The organism is Pseudoalteromonas sp. MER144-MNA-CIBAN-0113 (assembly GCF_040308965.1).
Lineage (GTDB): Bacteria > Pseudomonadota > Gammaproteobacteria > Enterobacterales > Alteromonadaceae > Pseudoalteromonas > Pseudoalteromonas tetraodonis.
In genome coordinates this window covers 44709-64138 of sequence record NZ_JBEOOG010000003.1, presented here as the reverse complement: position 1 = coordinate 64138, position 19430 = coordinate 44709, and the positions used below count along the sequence as shown (strand labels likewise).

The following is a 19430-nucleotide window of genomic DNA, read 5'->3' as shown; positions in this document are numbered from 1 at the left end:
GGAAAGCCTCCCACTTTGGGAGGCTTTTTTATTTGCGCCAAGGGTTAATGGTAACTTAAGCTAAATTTTGGCATTATAGCGCCATTAAATTTTGCCCTAGAGCAAACTCCGCGCAGGATGAAAGGATAGTAAATGCATATACATATTTTGGGTATTTGTGGCACATTTATGGGTGGTATTGCCGCTATAGCAAAATCATTGGGTCACCACGTTACTGGGTCAGATCAAAACGTTTACCCACCAATGAGTACTCAGCTACAAGAACTGGGTATTGAACTAACACAGGGCTATGACGTATCTCAACTAGAGCCAGCTCCAGATATCGTTGTTATTGGTAATGCTATGAGCCGTGGTAACCCGTGTGTTGAATATGTACTCGATAAGAGCCTGCCTTATACTTCAGGACCTGAGTGGCTAAAACATAACTTACTACAAGATTCGTGGGTGCTGGCTGTGGCAGGAACTCATGGTAAAACAACCACCGCCAGTATGTTGGCGTGGATACTTGAATATGCGGGTTTAAAGCCTGGCTTTTTAATTGGCGGAATTGTACAAAATTTTGGTCTTTCTGCGCGAGTTGGGCAAACGCCATTTTTTGTTATAGAAGCCGATGAGTACGACACGGCCTTTTTTGATAAACGCAGTAAATTTGTTCATTATTTACCTCGAACACTTATTTTAAATAATCTTGAATTTGATCATGCTGATATTTTTGAAGATTTAAACGCAATTAAAAAACAATTTCACCATTTGATTCGTACACTACCGCAAAGCGGCAAAGTATTGTGGCCAAAAGATGATGAGGCTCTGAGCGATGTTATAGCAAAAGGGCTGTGGAGCGAGAGCGAAACATTAGGCAATGATTGGGATTATCAGCTACTTAAAGCGGATGGTTCTCAATTTAATGTGTTATTAAACACGCAGCTGCAAGGTGTAGTTAACTGGCAGGCAATTGGTGAGCATAACGTTAAAAATGCCATGATGGCCATTGCAGCAGCGCGCCATGTAGGAATTGCTATTGAGCACAGTATTGCGGCTTTAGGCGAATTTATCAGCCCAAAAAGGCGTATGGAGCTTAAAGCGGATATAAATAACATTAAAGTGTATGATGATTTTGCCCATCATCCTACCGCGATACAAACAACGCTTGCGGGGCTGCGCGCCAAAGTGGGCAATGACAAAATTATTGCGGTTTTAGAGCCGCGTTCTAACACCATGAAAATGGGAGTTCATCAATTTACATTGCTAGATTCATTACGCGATGCGGATGAGGTGCTACTGTTTGAACCAGAAAACTTAAGCTGGTCGCTCAAGGAGCAAGCAGAAAAAGCCGGTATGCAGTGTTTTGATTCTACAATAGCCATTATCGAAACAGTGCTTGAAAGTATTGAGCCAAATCAACATGTTTTAATTATGAGTAATGGTGGTTTTAATGGCCTTCATCAACAACTTGTTGATGGCTTGGCCAATAAATACAGCGGAGAATAATGTGCAATTTAAAGATAAAATCACCTTAGCATTTAGTGGTGCATCAGGCGCGCCTTACGGACTAAGGTTATTAGAGGTGTTGCTTGAGCAGCAGTTTCAAGTGTATGTGCTTATTTCAAGTGCCGCGCGGGTAGTCTTTGATACCGAGTCCAATATAAAGTTATCAGCAAATGAAGACAAGGCCACAGAGCAATTAAGCCTGTTATATAACGCAAAACCTGGGCAGTTAAAGGTATTTGGTAAAGATAATTGGTTTAGTCCGGTAGCTTCGGGCTCTGCAGCGCCGAAAAAAATGGTAGTATGTCCATGTAGCGCAGGCTCTGTGTCTGCCATTGCAGTCGGCGCATCAGATAATTTATTAGAGCGCGCCGCCGATGTGGTAATAAAGGAGCGAGGCCAGCTTATTTTAGTGCCACGCGAAACGCCATTTAGCGAAATTCATTTAGAAAACATGCTTAAATTATCGCGTTTAGGTGTAACAATTATGCCTGCAGCACCTGGGTTTTATCATCAACCGCAAAGCATAGAAGACTTGGTTGACTTTATGGTGGCGCGAATTTTAGATCATTTAAATATTGAACATAATCTCACAAAGCGTTGGGGTTATGGTGAGGGTAAGAAATGAATAAGCAAAATATTGCTTTAAATATTGAAGGCCTTACCAAGGTTTACAAAAATGGGGTAGAGGCAGTAAAAGGGGTTGATTTACAAGTTCACGAAGGTGACTTTTTTGCATTACTGGGCCCGAATGGGGCGGGTAAATCAACCACTATTGGGGTAATTTCTTCACTGGTTAATAAGACCAAAGGCAAAGTTGAAGTATTTGGTCACGATATTGATACCGACCTTGAAGCGGCTAAAGCGAATTTAGGCCTAGTACCACAAGAGTTTAACTTTAGTCAGTTTGAAACGCTGAGCCAAATACTCGTTAATCAAGCAGGTTACTACGGTGTACCGCGCGGCGAAGCACATAAACGTGCAGATAAATACTTAGCGCAGCTTGGATTAATCGAGAAAAAAGATAAGCAAGCGCGTACCTTATCTGGTGGTATGAAACGCCGTTTAATGATTGCACGTGCCTTAATGCATGAGCCCAAATTACTTATTTTAGATGAGCCGACAGCGGGGGTTGATATAGAGCTTCGCCGTTCAATGTGGGACTTTTTAAGGCAAATTAACGAACAAGGTGTGACCATTATTTTAACAACCCACTACCTTGAAGAAGCTGAACTGCTTTGTAAAAACATCGCCATTATTGATACCGGGCGAATTGTTGAAAACACCACGATTAAAGCCCTGCTTGCTAAATTAGACAAAGAAACCTTTGTATTGGATTTAAAACAACCGTCTAAACCCGTAACGCTAGATGGATACAAATTTACTATGGGGGATGACCACACCATTGAAGTTGAAGTGGCTAAATCTCAAGGATTAAACGCGGTGTTTACAGCATTGACTGAACAAGGTAATACCGTGCTGAGTATGCGAAACAAAGCGAATCGATTAGAAGAATTATTTGTAGGTTTATTAGAGCAAGGGCGGGGCGAATAAATGTTTAAATATGGCGTAGCCTTAAAAAGTATTTGGATTAAAGAGTGCATTCGCTTTTTGCGTATTTGGGTGCAAACCTTAGTACCGCCAGCGATCACGATGAGTTTATATTTTGTTATTTTTGGTAACCTAATTGGCTCGCGTATTGGTGACATGGGCGGTTTTAGCTATATGGAGTTTATTGTCCCTGGCCTTATTATGATGTCAGTTATAACTAACTCTTATTCAAATGTTGCTTCTAGCTTTTACTCAACTAAGTTTCAAAAAAGTATTGAAGAGTTATTAGTTGCACCTGTGCCTAATTACATCATTGTACTGGGTTATATGGGCGGAGGTATGACCCGTGGCATTATGGTTGGTTTTATCGTAACGTGCGTTTCTTTATTTTTTGTAGATATACAAATACATAATATTTTTGTGATTATAGCCACTGTTATTCTCACCTCGGCGGTGTTTGCCTTGGGTGGATTAATTAACGCTATTTATGCAAACAGCTTTGATGACATAAGTATTATTCCGACCTTTATTTTAACGCCGTTGACCTATTTAGGCGGGGTGTTTTATTCAATCACTTTACTGCCTGATTTTTGGCAAATGGTGTCGCAAATAAACCCAATTATTTATATGGTTAACGCATTTAGATATGGGTTTTTAGGTGTTTCGGATGTAGATTTATCGGTCGCAATGGGTGTGTTGTTGGTGTTTATCAGCGTCCTATTTACTTTAGCACTGACGCTAATTAAAAAAGGTGTGGGGCTAAGACACTAATGAGCGATGCAAATTCACGTAGTATTGTATCTAATCAAGCGGGACTTCATGAAAAGCTTGATGAAATAGTTAATAAACACTTACAGGCTGAGTTTAAAAAGCCAATTGCAACGCATACGCAAACCGCATTTGATGAAGTTAATGCTAAAGTGCAAGCCTTTAATGGGCCGCTTATTTTAGACTCCTGTTGTGGGGTCGGAGAGAGCACCGCTAATTTAGCAAAACGTCATCCTGAAGCGTTAGTCATAGGTATTGATAAGTCATCTCATCGACTTGATAAGCATGATGTTGAGTATAAACAAACTGAGAGTGGTCAATACATTTTGGTGCAAGCTGACTTAAATGATTTTTGGCGTTTAGCTGTCGCTGCTAATTGGCGGCCTACTCATCATTATTTGCTATATCCAAACCCGTGGCCTAAGTCTAAGCACATTCAGCGGCGCTGGCATGGGGCTGCTATCTTCCCCTTTATTGTTAAATTAGGTGGTTTGCTTGAAGTGCGCAGTAACTGGGATATCTATGTTAAAGAGTTTGCCAGAGCGCTCGAGTTAGCTGGGTATCCTTGTCAAACCGCGTTGTTTGAATCAGACGAAGCAATTACTCCTTTTGAGCGTAAGTACTGGGCCAGTGGTCAGCAAAGCCACCGACTAGCCATTAATATTAATAACTAATTCATTGCTTTTTTAAACTCAGTAACATGTGGCGTTGGTTTGCCAAGGAAACTACCTTGCATCAGCGTCACATTTAGTTGGCTGAGTAACTCTGCAACCGTATTACTTTCTACCGCTTCAACAACCAATTCAAGTTCAAGCTGCTGGGCTATATCAGTGATGTAGGATATAAATAGCGACGTATTTGCATCATTTAATAGCTGCTTTGTGATTGCTCCATCGAGTTTTATACCATCAACCTCCACTTTTAAAGTATTAAGAGTATTGATAAACTCATTACCCCAGCAGTGCATCACCACCTTTGCCCCCTTACTTTTTACCATTGCGATAAATGACTTTATTTCATAGTAATGTGAAATAACCTGCGACTCTAAAATTGAAATAGTAATGTTTTCAGGATTAGGGTAGCGATGAAGCTCATACGCAATATGATCATAAATAGTGGGATCTGCAATGTTTTCAGCGCACAGAGTTAACTCCCAACAAATTGCTGATTTACGAAAACGTGAAACACATTGAGTAAACAGGGCATGGGTTAACATGCCATTCATACGCAGTCTATTTAGTGCATTTGCAAAGGTATCAGGGGTTAAAATCTCCCCTTGTGAAGTGACTATTCTCGGTGAACAATCATACCTAATAACTTCATCGGTATGAGTATTTATAACCGGCTGAAAGTAAGGAACAACACGATGAGCATCAAATGCTTCACGAATTTCTTTTGCTATTTCAACATTATATAAATATAGAGATTTAGCGTCGTTAATTGCCTCACAGTAGTTAACTATACTCTGATCGCCCTGCTTAGATTGCAGTAACGCAATATGAGCATTCTTAAGCAGTAATGACTTATTGCCTCTAGCTACACCAGCGTTAAGTGTAATATAAATAAAAGGCTGATTTAAAAACGGTATATTTTTATTATGCGATTGTATGATGCTATATAGCTCATCAAAGGGAGTTTCTTTATCAGTCAAAATAGCGAGTTTATTAGTTGCAATACGATAAATACGTGCGTGCAAACGGGCTTGCTGCTTAAAGTGAGTGAGCAGCTTTTTCATCACTTCATCGGCTGTTTTTGTGCCAAAAAAACGGCTGATATTATCAATTTCGTTCACTAAAATAATCGCAATTTGTAAATGATGTTCATTGCTTTTTTTTAGCCGTTTTTCTAAGGCAATATGATTTTCGAATCCGCTTGCATGGTCGCTCATTAATGAACGACGTACTCCATAGTAATAAAGAGTATAAACTATTAATAAAATAATAATTACGCAGCAAAAATGAAACATAGATTGATATAAGTCTGTTTTTAACGCATTGCTAATTTTATCAACGCTAATATCTGCAGCTGTAATATAGGTTCTGCCATTTTTTGCCAGATGAGGAATATATACTGTTTTAGAATGGCCGCGATGCGCTGTTGAGGTTTCAAAAATAGGGGCCGTTGATAAAAATGCAGCCATAGTTATTGGCGTGGCTTCGGGATAAAGATCTAAAAACTGAGTAACTTTACCGTTATTTTGATCATCTTGAGTGTAGCTAGAGGCAGTAAAATAAACATTTTCATCAATCAGTACCATTGAATATAAATAATCTATATTTAAATCATTGGCCAATGCCGAAAGCTGGTCGGCTTTATTTTGATAGCTTGAAAAGCTAATTTCTTGCGCTACTTTATCGTGATAATCACTACCTAAAATGTACTTTACGCTGGTGGCTGCATTTAATAAACGATTATCAATGCTGCGTATCACATCATTATTGATGGCAGTGTAGGTGTAGTAACTGTAGATTATTAAGCTGACTAAAAAAAAGACGGTACCGAGCGCCAACCGAGTTAATTTTAGATTTCCTTTTAGCATGTAACATCCTTATTTTTTGTTAGATTTATTATACTTAAAAATTATAAATGCCCAATATTTTAATTACCCTTTGTACTAAATATAAAAAATAGTGAAATGTTATCTATTTTGTATTGTCTTTTATGGCTTAAAGCGAGACATTTTTGTCATATTGCAGTAAAGTTAGCGCAATTTTTTAGAAATGCCGTTGCTTAAAAACACCTTAAATTAGCGTGTTTTACAAACTAACAGGTGTTTTAGTCACACACTAGGTATGAAGATGGATCAAAAGCGTTGTGCCGTCGCCTCTAAAGAAAGCCTCAAACGGATATTTACCGTTCCAGAGGCCCCTGACTCAACTTTGAGCAAAATAGAGCTTGAAATTTCGAGTAATTTAGCAGGTTTCTTAAACGAAAATATCGCGGCAATTGAAAAACCATTACATGAAATAGAAAAAGATTTTCAATCGGCGGCTATCCCTGAAGAGCCAACGTTTGTGTCTTGCTATGCCCAAGATATTATGGAACAGCTGGTTGCTCATTCTGTACATACCGCAGCGCCAAGCTTTATTGGTCACATGACATCTGCTCTGCCACATTTTTTACTGCCGTTATCGAAATTAATGGTCGGGCTAAATCAAAACCTTGTAAAAATAGAAACCTCAAAAGCGTTTACCCCATTAGAGCGTCAAGTTTTAGGAATGATGCATCATTTAGCTTATGGACAAAATGATGGCTTTTATTCTAAATGGATGCACAGTGCAAAAACCTCTTTAGGAGCATTTTGCTCTGGTGGCACAGTAGCTAACATTACAGCACTTTGGATTGCCCGCAACCGCTTATTGAAAGCGGATGGCAACTTTAAAGGCATTGCTGCACAAGGTTTAGTGGCGGGAATGCTTCATTATGGTTACAAAGGACTGGCGGTTTTAATCTCTGAGCGAGGTCATTACTCATTAGGCAAATCGGTTGATTTATTAGGTATTGGCCGTGAGAATTTAATTGGTATTAAAACATCGGCTGATAATAAAGTTGATGTAGATGCTATGCGAGAAAAAGCGCTAGAGCTTGAAGCGCAAGGCATTAAAGTGATGGCAATTATTGGTGTAGCCGGAACGACTGAAACTGGTAATATCGATCCACTTGAAGACATGGCTAATTTAGCACAAGAGATTAATTGCCACTTTCATGTTGATGCGGCGTGGGGCGGAGCTACTTTACTTTCTAATACCCATAGGCACCTTTTAAAAGGTATTGAGCATGCAGATTCAATCACCATTGATGCGCATAAACAAATGTATGTACCGATGGGAGCAGGTTTGGTGCTGTTTAAAGACCCTGCTGCAACTGATGCCATAGAGCATCATGCTGAATATATTTTACGTAAAGGCTCTAAAGATTTAGGCAGCCATACCCTTGAGGGGAGCCGCCCTGGTATGGCGATGTTAGTGCATGCTTGCTTACGTGTTATTGGTCGTAAAGGCTATGAAATGCTTATCGATCGCAGTATTAAAAAAGCACGTTACTTTGCTGGTTTGATAAAAGCAGATGAAGACTTTGAATTAATATCAGAACCCGAACTGTGTTTATTAACTTATCGTTATGTTCCTAAGCAAATTAAAAATGCGATAGCACAGGCCGATGCACAGACCCGTTTAGATATTTTTGCCGCGCTTAATCGCTTTACTGCTAGCATGCAAAAACGACAACGTGAATCGGGTCGCTCGTTTGTATCGCGTACACGTTTAACGCCAGTTCAATATGATAACCAACCAACCGTGGTATTTAGAGTGGTGCTTGCGAATCCGCTTACATCAGGTGCAATATTAAAAGAGATATTAGAAGAGCAGAAAGAACTAGCTCAAACCGACCCTGTATTTAAAAAGTATTTACGAAAATATATGTAACCATAAATGCTATAAAAAAGACGCTTAATAGCGTCTTTTTTGTTACTGATTAAAAGCAACTCGCCTTTATGAGGTTGCTGATAATTTGTTGCGAAGGCTTTATTTTTTCCATCGCTAAATATTCATCGGGCTGATGCGCTTGGTTAATTGAACCCGGACCCATGACGATGGTTTCACAACCCAGTTGTTGTATAAATGGTGCCTCAGTACAGTAATTAACAGCCACTGCTTTTTGCCCTGCTATATTTTCGGCTAGTTTAACTAACGCGCTGTCTGTGCTTCCTGTAAATGCTGGAATTGGCTCATGTAAATCAATCACACTGACCGAATTAGGGTATTGCTGATTTATATCGTAGGTTGCATCAAGCAGCAATGCTTGTAGCTCTTGTACACTTAAGCCAGGAAGAGGGCGCATATCAATGTGCATTTCACAGCAACCGCAAATCCGATTTGCATTATCGCCCCCATGAATATTACCTAAATTGAGCGTTGGGTGAGGAATTTCAAAGTGATTTATTGAATATTTATTCTTAAGTTGTTCTTTTAAGATTAGCAATTTTGTAATCACTTTATGCATCACTTCGATGGCGTTAAGACCCCGTTCGGGATCTGAGCTATGTCCTGAACGGCCGACAACTCTTATTGCTGTACTCATATGGCCTTTATGAGTAAATACTGGCGTCATATCAGTAGGTTCACCAATAATACAGCGACTTGGCTTTAAATTTGGGTGCTTACAGATTTGTTGTGCGCCAGCCATAGTGGTTTCTTCGTCTGCGGTGGCTAATATTAAAATTGGTTGTGTTTGTTGCTTTTCATCAAGCTCACTAATAGCCTGCAGTACAAAAGCAAAAAAACCTTTCATATCAATGCTACCTAAGCCAAATAGTTTGTTATCTCGCTCAGTTAATTTAAATGGGTTGTGATTCCAACGACTATCATCAAATGGCACTGTATCAGTGTGGCCTGCTAGCATTAAACCGCCGTCGCCTTGACCGCGTTTTGCTAATAAGTTGTAGCGACCTTTGTTGCCTTCTAACTCTATTATTTCACAGTTAAAACCTAAGCTTTCACACCATTGCGCTAGCAATTCAATGACACTTTTATTACTCATGCATAAATGATCTTCAATGGCACTGATAGAGGGGGCAGCAATCAATTGCTGGTACATCGAAATAAATGACGGCAGAGACATAAAAAATTCCAAAATAAGTATTCATTTTAATTGCATAACAATATAAAAGTATTTACTATGAATATCAATTCACTTTTTAAGCATAAATATATTAAAGTTACGCCATGAAAATAATACGACGATAGTTATCACTCATAAATTTAATCTGTTTGGCTGGGTTAGACCCTAGTGTAAACAAACAACATGGAATGTGGTCACTAATTTTAGATAAAGAGTAAATAATGAACGTAGTAATTATAGGTGCCAGCGGTTACAGCGGCGCAGAACTGGCTAGCTTAGTAGCAAAACATCCAACGCTTTCACTAACTGGCTGTTATGTATCAGCGCAAAGTTTAGATAGACATAAGTTGCTTAGTGAATTGTATCCTGAGCATTTAGGGTTACTTGATTTACCTTTGCAGCCACTAAATGAACATGCACTTGCTGATATCACTCATTCAGCAGATTACGTTTGTCTGTGCACCGATCATAAAGTAAGTGTGGATTTAGCGCCTCAGTTTTTAGCGATGGGCAAAAAGGTATTTGACCTTTCCGGTGGCTATCGTCTTGCAAGTAATGATGATTACGTTACTTATTATGGCTTTGAACACCAACATCCAGAACTACTTAATCAAGCGGCTTATGGTCTTGCTGAATGGAATAGTAAAGTCATTACTGATGCTCAGTTAATTGCTGTTGCTGGCTGCTATCCAACGGCTGCATTAAATGCATTAAAGCCTCTTCAACAAGCGTGCTTGTTGAGTGATGAAAAAATTATTATTAATGCGGTTTCTGGCGTAACTGGCGCAGGGCGAAAAGCCAGCATCGGTACGCATTTTTGTGAGGTATCACTTGCACCCTATGGTTTGTTTAATCACCGTCACGGGCCTGAAATACAACAGCACCTAGGTCATGAGGTGTTATTTACTCCTCATTTAGGTAATTTCCCGCGCGGTATTTTAGAAACTATTTATGTGCAATTAAAGCCGGGTGTGACCAGTGAGCAAGTAGCTAAAGCTTATCAAGTATTGGCTGATGAGCCATTAATTCGTTTGCTTGGCAGCAAAATCCCTTCGATTAAAGGGGTGGCCAAACAACCTTATGTAGATATTGCGTGGCAGCAGCAAGGCTCACAGTTAATAGTAATGGCAGCAATTGACAACTTATTAAAAGGGGCAGCTGGTCAGGCTTTGCAATGTATTAATTTATCAATGGGGCTTCCCCACACTACAGGTCTAATAGGAGCGTTTAGATGAGCAGTAAAACGTGGGTTATTAAACTCGGTGGTGCAGTACTCAATACTGAAAATGCCGCTAAAGCATTATTTGAAATACTCAACGAGCAAGATGATGCTCAGTTTGTGATTGTGCATGGTGGTGGCTCATTAGTTGATAGCTGGTTAAAAGAGGCTGGTTTTGCCAGTGCTAAACACCAAGGTTTACGTATTAGCCCTAAAGAACAGATGCCTTATATTGTTGGAGCCCTTGCGGGTGCGGCAAACAAACAACTCATGGCGCAAGCAATTAGTGTTGGTCATAAGCCGGTGGGGTTAAGTTTATATGAAGCAGGGATCACCGCCTCGCAAAAATTAAAAGCATTGGGTCAAGTAGGTCAATGTCACAACAATGCTGATTCTATTATTAATGATTTACTCAGTGCTGGCCGGTTACCAATCATCAGTTCTATCGGCTTTGATGAGCAGGGCTTGTTATACAACGTTAATGCCGATGAAGCAGCCGCCGCAATGGCAAATAATTTAAATGCAGAACTTATTTTTATGACGGACGTAGAGGCGGTACTTGATGCCAATAAGCAGCCTTTACATCAACTTGACACAAAACACATTGATACTTTAATTGCAGAGGGAGTAATTTTGGGCGGGATGGAGGTCAAAGTTAAGACCAGTCTTCACGCTGCCCAACATTTACGACGAGGTGTGTACATTTCCAGCTGGCAAAAGCCAGAAAACTTAACTGCTTTGCTGCAAGGCGAGCATGTCGGAACTAAAGTAACACCATAGGTTGAACATGTTTAAAGATTTTTTAACGGGTCTAGAATTAGACCAACAAGGCGCACTAAATTTATTAAAGTTAGCGCAAGATATTAAAGAAAGCCCAAGTAAATATAGCCAAGTGCTAGCTGGTAAGTCAGTGGTTACTTTGTTTGAAAAGCAAAGTTTACGTACTCGCCTTTCATTTGATATTGGTATAAACCGTTTAGGGGGCCATGCGGTTTACCTTGACCAACAAAATGGTGCAATGGGCGCCCGCGAATCAATAAAAGATTTTGCCTTAAATATTTCGACTTGGGCAGACGGGATTGTTGCGCGGGTTAATCAGCACAGTACGTTAACGACACTCGGTGAGTATTCATCCGTTCCTGTGATTAACAGTTTGTGTGATTTATATCACCCATGCCAAGCATTAGCTGATTTTTTAACGCTACAAGAAGTACATGGTGATGTTAGCCAGTTAAAGCTTGCCTACCTAGGTGAGGGCAATAATGTAACGCACTCATTAATGCTATTAGCCGCTACTTTAGGAACAGACTTTGTCGCTGTAACACCAAAAGGCAGCTCACCTGATTCGCAAGTACTTAAAAAAGCAGAGCAAATAGCAGCGATGAATGGCGCTTCTGTAATGGTAAGTGACAGGGTTGAGGCTGCAGTAGGCGCTAATGTTGTTTACGCCGATACCTGGGTATCAATGGGGGATACAACTCCTCTTGAGCAAGTAAAAGAAAAATACATGCCTTATCAATTAAACCAGGCATTGTTAGAAAAAACCGGTGCAACTACGGTATTACATTGCCAACCGGCACACCGTGAGTTTGAAATTACTTCTGAGGTAATGGATGGCCCTGCATCAAAAATTATACAGCAAGCAGAAAACCGCATGCATGCGCAAAATGCGCTACTAGTTACATTGTTAAATCCAAATTTTGTTAAGGAACACCTATGAGTTCAATTAAAAAAGTCGTTTTAGCCTATTCTGGTGGTCTTGATACATCGGCTATCGTGCCATGGTTAAAAGAGAACTACGGCTGTGAAGTTATTGCCTTTGTTGCCGATGTTGGCCAAGGAGCTGAAGAACTTGAAGGCGTAGAAGCTAAAGCTATAGCGTCTGGTGCATCTGAGTGTTACGTGGTTGATTTAAAAGATGAGATGGTAAGCGATTATATTTACCCAACGCTTAAAACGGGTTCTATATATGAAGGGACTTATTTACTTGGTACTTCTATGGCGCGTCCAATCATTGCTAAAGCGCAAGTTGAAATTGCACGTAAAGTAGGTGCCGATGCACTTTCTCATGGCTGTACGGGTAAAGGTAACGACCAAGTACGTTTTGAGTCATGTTTTGCCGCACTCGCACCTGATTTAAAAGTGATTGCGCCATGGCGTGAGTGGGATTTATCAAGCCGTGAATCATTGCTTGATTACCTAGCTGAACGTGACATTCCATGTTCTGCGTCAGCAACTAAAATTTACAGTCGTGATGCTAACGCATGGCATATTTCTCACGAAGGCGGTGAACTTGAAGACCCTTGGTGTGAACCAAGTGAGCAAGTATGGACCTGGACTAATTCACCAGAGCAAGCCCCAGATAAAGCTGAACACGTCATTTTATCGGTTGTTGAAGGTGAAGTAGTTGCTGTAAATGGCGAAGAGCTTAAACCTTATGATTGTTTAGTTAAATTAAACGACATTGCATCACCTCATGGTGTGGGCCGTGTCGATATTGTAGAAAACCGTTTAGTGGGTATGAAATCGCGTGGTTGTTATGAAACGCCAGGCGGCACTGTGATCATGGCAGCGCTGCAAGCTATTGATGAGCTCGTACTTGATAAAGCGAGCCGTAAATGGAAAGAAGTACTCGGGGGTGAATTTTCACACTTAGTCTACGACGGTCGTTGGTTTACGCCACTAAAAGATTCTATTTTAGCCGGTGCAGAAGCGCTGTCTACACTAGCAACGGGCGAAGTGGTACTTAAGCTTTATAAAGGCCAAGTCACTGCGGTTCAGAAAAAATCACCTAACAGTTTATATAGCGAAGATTTTGCTACCTTTGGTGAAGACGATGTTTATGACCAATCGCATGCAGAAGGCTTTATTCGTTTATTCTCACTATCAAGCAGAATTTCAGCATTAGCTAAAAAGTAATTTTTTATGCCCCTTGGAATTAAGGGGCTATTATCGGGTTTGGAGAGATTTCATGGCATTATGGGGCGGACGTTTTTCTACGGGTCCAGATGAAGCGTTTAAACAGTTTAACGATTCACTTCCCTTCGATTATCAATTAGCAGAGCAAGATATAATTGGCTCTGTTGCATGGGCTGGCGCACTTGAACAAGTGAACGTGTTATCTAATGACGAACACCAAAAGCTGGTATCGGCATTATATGAATTACTTGAAGAGGTAAAAGCAGATCCACACGCTGTTGCCACCTCAGGTGCTGAGGATATTCACTCGCATGTTGAAGCTGCACTAATTGAAAAAGTGGGTGATTTAGCTAAAAAATTACACACAGGCCGAAGCCGTAACGACCAAGTTGCTACCGACTTTAGACTCTGGTGTCGCGATACTGCCGATCATATCTTAAAAGCGATTGCACAACTAAAAGCTGAATTTATTAGCTTGGCTGAACGTGAGCTTGGCACAATACTGCCAGGTTATACGCACTTACAGCGTGCACAGCCGGTGTTATTTAGTCACTGGTGTATGGCTTATGTAGAAATGTTAGAGCGTGATGAAAGCCGGTTGCAAGATGCCCAAGCAAGAATGAACTACTGCCCACTCGGCAGTGGCGCTCTTGCAGGCACTGCATACCCGATTGATCGCCATGCACTTGCACAAGGGCTAGGATTTACTGGCGCGACTAAAAATAGTTTAGATGGTGTATCTGATCGTGACTTTGTTGTTGAACTATTAAGCTGTGCGTCTATTTCGATGATCCACTTATCGCGGATGTCTGAAGACCTGATTTTTTATAACTCGGGAGAAGCTGGCTTTATTGAACTGGCCGATAATGTGACCTCGGGTTCATCTTTAATGCCACAGAAAAAAAACCCAGATGCATTAGAGCTAATTCGCGGTAAAACTGGCCGGGTGTTTGGTGCGTTTAGCGCAATGATGATGACTCTAAAAGCACTACCGCTTGCCTACAATAAAGACATGCAAGAAGACAAAGAAGGCATTTTTGATGCCATGCCAACATGGCTTGCGTGTATTCATATGGCACAAGCGTGTATCAAAGGTATAAAAGTGAAAGCAGATAAAACCCTTGCAGCGGCAAAAGGTGGCCACGCGAATGCAACCGAACTTGCTGATTACTTAGTCGCTAAAGGAGTGCCGTTCAGAGAAGGGCATCATATTGTTGGGGTGTTGGTGCAATTAGCTATTAGTGAAGGTAAAACGTTAGAGGAGCTTTCACTAGAGCAGTATAAATCAGTAAATCCAGTGTTTGAAGATGACGTGTATCCGGTACTTGAAATTGACGCCTGTATAAAAGCACGCCAAGCGCTTGGCGGTACATCATTAGAGCAAGTAAGCAAAGCGGTGAAAGACGCGAAAAAAAAACAGCAAATAACGGTTCGTGATGCCAACTTAGATGACGTAGAAGCAATTGCTAAACTCGTACAGCACTGGGCAACAGTCGGCGAAAATTTACCGCGAGCTAAAAGTGATATGGTGCACTCAATTAATGAGTTTGCCGTAACCGAGATAGACGGTCAGGTATCGGGTTGTGCTTCACTTTATATTTACGACACAGGGTTAGCTGAAATACGTTCATTAGGCATTGATCCTAAAAGCGCAGTAACGGGGCAGGGACGAGAACTGGTTGAACACTTATTAGTGAAAGCCAAAAAGTTGGCACTTAATCGTGTCATTGTTCTGACTCGTGTACCTGACTTTTTCGAAAATCAGCGGTTTAGTTTCTGTAATAAAGAGAGCCTACCTGAAAAAGTAATGAAAGATTGCGAGCTATGTTTACGCAAAGAAAACTGTGATGAAGTCGCAATGGAATATATGTTAAAGCCAAGTAATAGCATGGAGATCCCCTGTAAAAACGTGGCTTGAGCAATCCCTAGGATAAAAAACGCACGGTGACCCCGATGCGTTTTTTTTTGAGTAAAATAAAATGATTTTTAAATCTTTACGTTGAAAAGTTAAGGTTGGCATGTTGTTTGCTTTATTTTTGTGTAACGTGTTCATTAGTCAATTAACTAACATATGCAGTACGTTACAGCAGTTACTTAGTACTGCTTAAGGTGGTGTGATTTAAATTTGCGCCAATAATAAATTTAATACTCAAAAGGATTAATTACATGCAAATTTCAGCTAATAGCCAAGTACAAATGCAAGCATACAATAAAACGCAACAATTAAAGCCTGCAATGGAACAAACTGCTAGCCCTAAAACCCTACAATCTGATACAGTAAGCTTTTCTAAAGAGGCGATGACGGCTGCTACTGCGGATTTACAGCGAGGTGGTGGTACTGTTATACCAACATGGAAACCTAAATAATTATAAAGGTTTTAAATGATTTTAACTGAGCTTTTTGGGTTGTTCTCACTGTCTGCTTTTACGATGTGGGGATTTCTAATGACTTTCTTTTTTAATGTATTTGTATATTCATTAGATGTAAAAAGGGGAACAACTCTCTTACTCAGTTCATTTATCATGATGGTATCTTATACCCTTTCTGATTATTTTTATACGTGGCTATCGATGAAAGATTCAATTTATCTTGATTGGGCCATGTATGATATTGTCACGATCATCGCTCTCGCATGCATGTATAAAATTATAAAGAAAACAACCCCATCTTTTATATATTTAATTATTGGTCTATCAATAAATTCAATCCTTTTTCTTTGCATGTATCTAGATATCTATATATTAAAAAACAAAGAACCATGGTTTTTGTGGGATGCTTATACATATACAGTTAATCTTGTAGACTTCATTATGATAGTTGTATTAATTGTTGATAGAGATTTCTTGGGATTACATAAGTTCAAAAATAAAATACTACCATCATTTCAAAGACCAAAAATAGCAAGGGATTGTAACTAAGTTGTATATCGATTACAGCATGGTTGATTACGTAAGTGCCTTCACTCAATGGGGTTTTTTAATGGCGTTTTTATACTCACTTGTTTCGAGTATAAATAAGGCAGACAAGTCGTTAACATACTTAGCCGCTATTATGTTTTCCTCTTACTTTTGTAGTGATTTTTTTCCGATATTAGAAAATGTATATTTAGATTGGATCCTCTTCGATTATATAACCATTTCTATTATTCTCATTTTATTGAATTTCTGCCTTAAAGCTCCCCTCGCTAGCTATTATATTATCCCAGGCTTACTAATAAATAGTCTGCTAACATTTTTTATTTATTATGACCTATTTGTACGTGATAATATTGATGAATGGTGGCTTTGGAGTGTTTACTCTTTAGGAGTAAACTTTATTGATGTATTAATGATTATTTCTTTGGTAATAAATACAAATATCTTAAAAAAACGACAGGTAAAAAAGCAACTTAATTTAGCTATTCGAAATAATCCTTCAAATGGATAATTTTTTGCTCAACCCATATGTATCTCTTTACCTCGGCGCATTTGTTCAGTGGGGCTTTTTAATGGCTTTTTTATACTCATTAGTAACGAGTATAAATAAACCCAAAAAAGAGGCCTTATGGCTGTCACTGATAATGTCAGTTTCATATTCTTCCAGCTTGTTTATTGATATTCAAAACATTTCTTACATGCAACTATTACTTTTTGATCTAATGACTATTTTGGCTATTTTGGTTGTAAGTAACTTCTTAAATAAAAACATTATATCTTCTTATCTATTATTAGGGCTAAGCATAAACTCACTGTTATTTTTTGGCATGCATCTGGATGTATTTGTTTTTAGTAACAGCTCACCATGGTGGTTCTGGTCATTTTATTCTTTGGGAATTAATCTTATGGATTTTATGATGATAGCCATTTTCTTTATCAATAAAGACTTTTTGAGAGTAGTGAAATTTAAAAATTGGCTTGTAAAAATTAGTATTAATAAGGCTATTATTAATGGCTGATTTTCTTTGGCAGTTAGTCGCGATTTTTGATTATATGTCGATTTTTATAACTTGGTTATTTGTAATCTCTTTTTTGTATAACCTATCGACAAGTATAAACAATCCCAATAAAAACCTTTTGCTTCTCTCTTTTATTATGATGCTATCTTATACTTCAAGCATGTTTATTGATCCAACTACAGAGACACCTCATCTTAAAATGTTTATGTTTGATATAGTGACTATTCTTTTGCTAGTTATTTGGGGATACTTTATTAAGGGCAAAATTATTCCTGTTGCTTTTTATTACCTTATTGTAGGGCTTAGCTTTAATGCACTCATGTTTTTAGGTATGCATTACGATGTCAGCATGCAGGATAATACCGATTACTGGTGGTTTTGGGCGCTTTATGCAATAGGTCAAGTTGTCAGTGATTGTGTTATGGCGGTAGTTTTAATCATAAATAAAGACGTATTAAAAATACTCTGGTTAGGGAAGAAATTTAAAGGCCGTTTTATTTTAGGAGTCTAAAAGTAGCGTCTCATTTATACGCTACTTTCTGAAAAAATTATTAATGCTTGGTTTTCCCTAGCCTCGACTGCAATGCTTTCATTACTATGCTATCAACAAACTCACTCACATCCCCGTTATGGCGTGCAACTTCTTTTACGAGCGTTGATGATATAAAGGTATTACGCTCAGCAGGTGTTAAAAATACACTTTCTAAATCAGGGTTTAAACGGCGGTTCATATTTGCGAGCTGAAATTCATAATCAAAATCAGAAACCGCTCTTATACCTCTAATCAATACATTTGCGTTATGGTCACGAGCGAGATCAGCCAGCAGTCCTGAAAAGCCAATCACTTTTACATTATCTAAATGGCTTAAAATTTCATTTGCTAAATCAACGCGTTCTTCTAAAGTAAAACACGGTTTTTTACTCGGGTTATGAGCAATAGCAACAATAACGGTATCGAACATTTTAGCCGCACGCTGAATTAAATCAGTGTGGCCGTTGGTAAGAGGGTCAAATGTGCCTGGGTAGATTGCGGTCACTTTCATAATATTTACTGTGTTATTATTTTTAGCCGTAGTGTAGCAGTGTTTAGTGTGCAAAGCAGCCTTGTAAGTAAATTGTGAAGAACTTCATGCCTTGATTGTTTTAACGCTGACTATTTGTTTATACTAGTGGATTGTTTTAATGCAGCATCGTATTTTCGAAAATTGAGTAATGAGTATATGAATACCAAGGATAAAATAATTCAAACCAGTATTTCATTGTTTAATGAACATGGTGAAAGAGCAATATCAACTAATCATATTGCATCGAGTTTAGGCATGAGTCCGGGTAATCTTTACTACCACTTTAAAAATAAAGAAGACATTATTCGCCATATATTTGCACTTTATCGTGATCATTTAAGTACTCACTTTAAGCCAGTTGATAAAGGCGACGATGCTTTTGAGCATCTTGGCCCTTATTTAGATTCGCTATTTGAATTAATGTGGCGCTATCATTTTTTTTACGACAACCTTGGCGATATTCTTGCTCGCGATAGCCATTTAAAACAGGGTTACATTGATTTTCAGCAGGAATTACTTGAGCAGGTACGTAACATCATTTTGGCCTTGCGGGATAGTGAAATTATTGCCATTGATGAACAAGATGCCATTGAACTTGCTCATACGCTAAAATTAACGGTTAGCTTTTGGACACCCTATATGAAAGCAAGAAGACTAAGTGGTGTGCTGGTTGAGCAAGATATTTACCCTGGCATTGTAAAAGTACTGACTTTATTTAAGGCTTACAGTACAGAAAAAAGCGCAAATAAAATTAATCAGTTAAGAGACAAGTACGCACTTTTAGCAAATGCTGCCCCCCAGAATCCTTAAGCCTGTTGAGTTGGTTAGTTCCTAGGCGCTAAATTTTTTGCTATAATCCGCCGCGCCCAA

The 19430-nt window shown here is 39.2% G+C and carries 19 protein-coding genes; 16 read left to right on the top strand and 3 right to left on the bottom strand.

Annotation, left to right across the window (positions count from 1 at the left end; all coding sequences use genetic code 11):
- The first annotated feature begins 132 nt into the window (after positions 1 to 132).
- Genes mpl through trmB form a run of 5 tightly spaced genes read left to right on the top strand, consistent with a single transcriptional unit; the run spans position 133 to position 4478 of the window.
- A complete protein-coding gene (gene mpl, locus AAEY57_RS01600; protein WP_033104024.1) occupies positions 133 to 1488 on the top strand; it encodes a UDP-N-acetylmuramate:L-alanyl-gamma-D-glutamyl-meso-diaminopimelate ligase in 1356 nt (451 codons plus the stop codon).
- 1 nt (position 1489) lies between these two features.
- The gene (locus AAEY57_RS01595; RefSeq protein ID WP_350605895.1) at positions 1490 to 2113 is read left to right on the top strand and encodes a flavin prenyltransferase UbiX; all 624 of its coding nucleotides are present in this window, start codon (positions 1490 to 1492) and stop codon (positions 2111 to 2113) included.
- The gene (locus AAEY57_RS01590; RefSeq protein WP_013464297.1) at positions 2110 to 3039 is read left to right on the top strand and encodes an ABC transporter ATP-binding protein; all 930 of its coding nucleotides are present in this window, start codon (positions 2110 to 2112) and stop codon (positions 3037 to 3039) included. The genes AAEY57_RS01595 and AAEY57_RS01590 overlap by 4 nt, the downstream gene beginning before the upstream one ends.
- Positions 3040 to 3807 carry an ABC transporter permease gene (locus tag AAEY57_RS01585; protein WP_008466038.1) on the top strand — a complete coding sequence of 256 codons (768 nt, stop codon included), beginning with the start codon at positions 3040 to 3042 and terminating at the stop codon, positions 3805 to 3807.
- Positions 3807 to 4478, top strand: a complete 672-nt coding sequence (gene trmB, locus AAEY57_RS01580) for a tRNA (guanine(46)-N(7))-methyltransferase TrmB (protein ID WP_350605892.1) — start codon at positions 3807 to 3809, stop codon at positions 4476 to 4478. The genes AAEY57_RS01585 and trmB overlap by 1 nt, the downstream gene beginning before the upstream one ends.
- Here trmB and AAEY57_RS01575 read toward each other — a convergent pair.
- Positions 4475 to 6343, bottom strand: a complete 1869-nt coding sequence (locus AAEY57_RS01575) for a GGDEF domain-containing protein (protein WP_138626537.1) — start codon at positions 6341 to 6343, stop codon at positions 4475 to 4477. The genes trmB and AAEY57_RS01575 overlap by 4 nt on opposite strands.
- A gap of 259 nt (positions 6344 to 6602) precedes the next feature.
- Between AAEY57_RS01575 and panP the strand changes: the two genes are divergently transcribed.
- Entirely contained in the window at positions 6603 to 8228 is a 1626-nt protein-coding gene (gene panP / locus AAEY57_RS01570; RefSeq protein WP_350605890.1) for a pyridoxal-dependent aspartate 1-decarboxylase PanP, read from the top strand.
- Between the two features lie 49 nt (positions 8229 to 8277).
- On the opposite strand, the gene argE is transcribed toward panP, so the two are convergent.
- Positions 8278 to 9423 (bottom strand): acetylornithine deacetylase, encoded by a 1146-nt coding sequence (gene argE, locus AAEY57_RS01565; protein WP_008466031.1) that lies wholly within the window; start codon positions 9421 to 9423, stop codon positions 8278 to 8280.
- A 221-nt stretch (positions 9424 to 9644) separates the two neighbouring features.
- On the opposite strand from argE, the gene argC reads away from it, so the two are divergent.
- The 9 genes from argC (at position 9645) to AAEY57_RS01515 (ending at position 18007) form a co-directional block, all read left to right on the top strand.
- On the top strand, positions 9645 to 10658 hold the full coding sequence (gene argC, locus AAEY57_RS01560; RefSeq protein WP_350605888.1) for an N-acetyl-gamma-glutamyl-phosphate reductase: 1014 nt from the start codon (positions 9645 to 9647) through the stop codon (positions 10656 to 10658).
- Complete coding sequence (argB, locus tag AAEY57_RS01555; protein ID WP_010391030.1) at positions 10655 to 11422, top strand: acetylglutamate kinase; 768 nt, start codon at positions 10655 to 10657, stop codon at positions 11420 to 11422. The genes argC and argB overlap by 4 nt, the downstream gene beginning before the upstream one ends.
- 7 nt (positions 11423 to 11429) lie before the next feature.
- Positions 11430 to 12362 (top strand): ornithine carbamoyltransferase, encoded by a 933-nt coding sequence (locus tag AAEY57_RS01550; protein ID WP_010391031.1) that lies wholly within the window; start codon positions 11430 to 11432, stop codon positions 12360 to 12362.
- On the top strand, positions 12359 to 13561 hold the full coding sequence (locus AAEY57_RS01545) for an argininosuccinate synthase (protein ID WP_350605884.1): 1203 nt from the start codon (positions 12359 to 12361) through the stop codon (positions 13559 to 13561). The genes AAEY57_RS01550 and AAEY57_RS01545 overlap by 4 nt, the downstream gene beginning before the upstream one ends.
- Before the next feature lie 52 nt (positions 13562 to 13613).
- Positions 13614 to 15479: an argininosuccinate lyase gene (gene argH / locus AAEY57_RS01540; RefSeq protein ID WP_036979750.1), complete on the top strand. Its 1866-nt coding sequence runs from the start codon at positions 13614 to 13616 to the stop codon at positions 15477 to 15479.
- A 248-nt stretch (positions 15480 to 15727) separates the two neighbouring features.
- A complete protein-coding gene (locus AAEY57_RS01535; RefSeq protein ID WP_010391035.1) occupies positions 15728 to 15928 on the top strand; it encodes a hypothetical protein in 201 nt (66 codons plus the stop codon).
- Between the two features lie 571 nt (positions 15929 to 16499).
- Entirely contained in the window at positions 16500 to 16988 is a 489-nt protein-coding gene (locus AAEY57_RS01525; protein WP_350605880.1) for a hypothetical protein, read from the top strand.
- Positions 16981 to 17496: a hypothetical protein gene (locus tag AAEY57_RS01520; RefSeq protein WP_010391039.1), complete on the top strand. Its 516-nt coding sequence runs from the start codon at positions 16981 to 16983 to the stop codon at positions 17494 to 17496. The genes AAEY57_RS01525 and AAEY57_RS01520 overlap by 8 nt, the downstream gene beginning before the upstream one ends.
- Positions 17489 to 18007: a hypothetical protein gene (locus AAEY57_RS01515; protein ID WP_075170685.1), complete on the top strand. Its 519-nt coding sequence runs from the start codon at positions 17489 to 17491 to the stop codon at positions 18005 to 18007. The genes AAEY57_RS01520 and AAEY57_RS01515 overlap by 8 nt, the downstream gene beginning before the upstream one ends.
- A gap of 40 nt (positions 18008 to 18047) precedes the next feature.
- Here AAEY57_RS01515 and coaD read toward each other — a convergent pair whose 3' ends face one another.
- On the bottom strand, positions 18048 to 18539 hold the full coding sequence (gene coaD / locus AAEY57_RS01510) for a pantetheine-phosphate adenylyltransferase (protein WP_010391041.1): 492 nt from the start codon (positions 18537 to 18539) through the stop codon (positions 18048 to 18050).
- A gap of 177 nt (positions 18540 to 18716) precedes the next feature.
- Here coaD and AAEY57_RS01505 point away from each other — a divergent pair, with 177 nt between their 5' ends.
- Positions 18717 to 19370: a TetR/AcrR family transcriptional regulator gene (locus tag AAEY57_RS01505; protein WP_010391043.1), complete on the top strand. Its 654-nt coding sequence runs from the start codon at positions 18717 to 18719 to the stop codon at positions 19368 to 19370.
- Positions 19371 to 19430 lie beyond the last annotated feature (60 nt).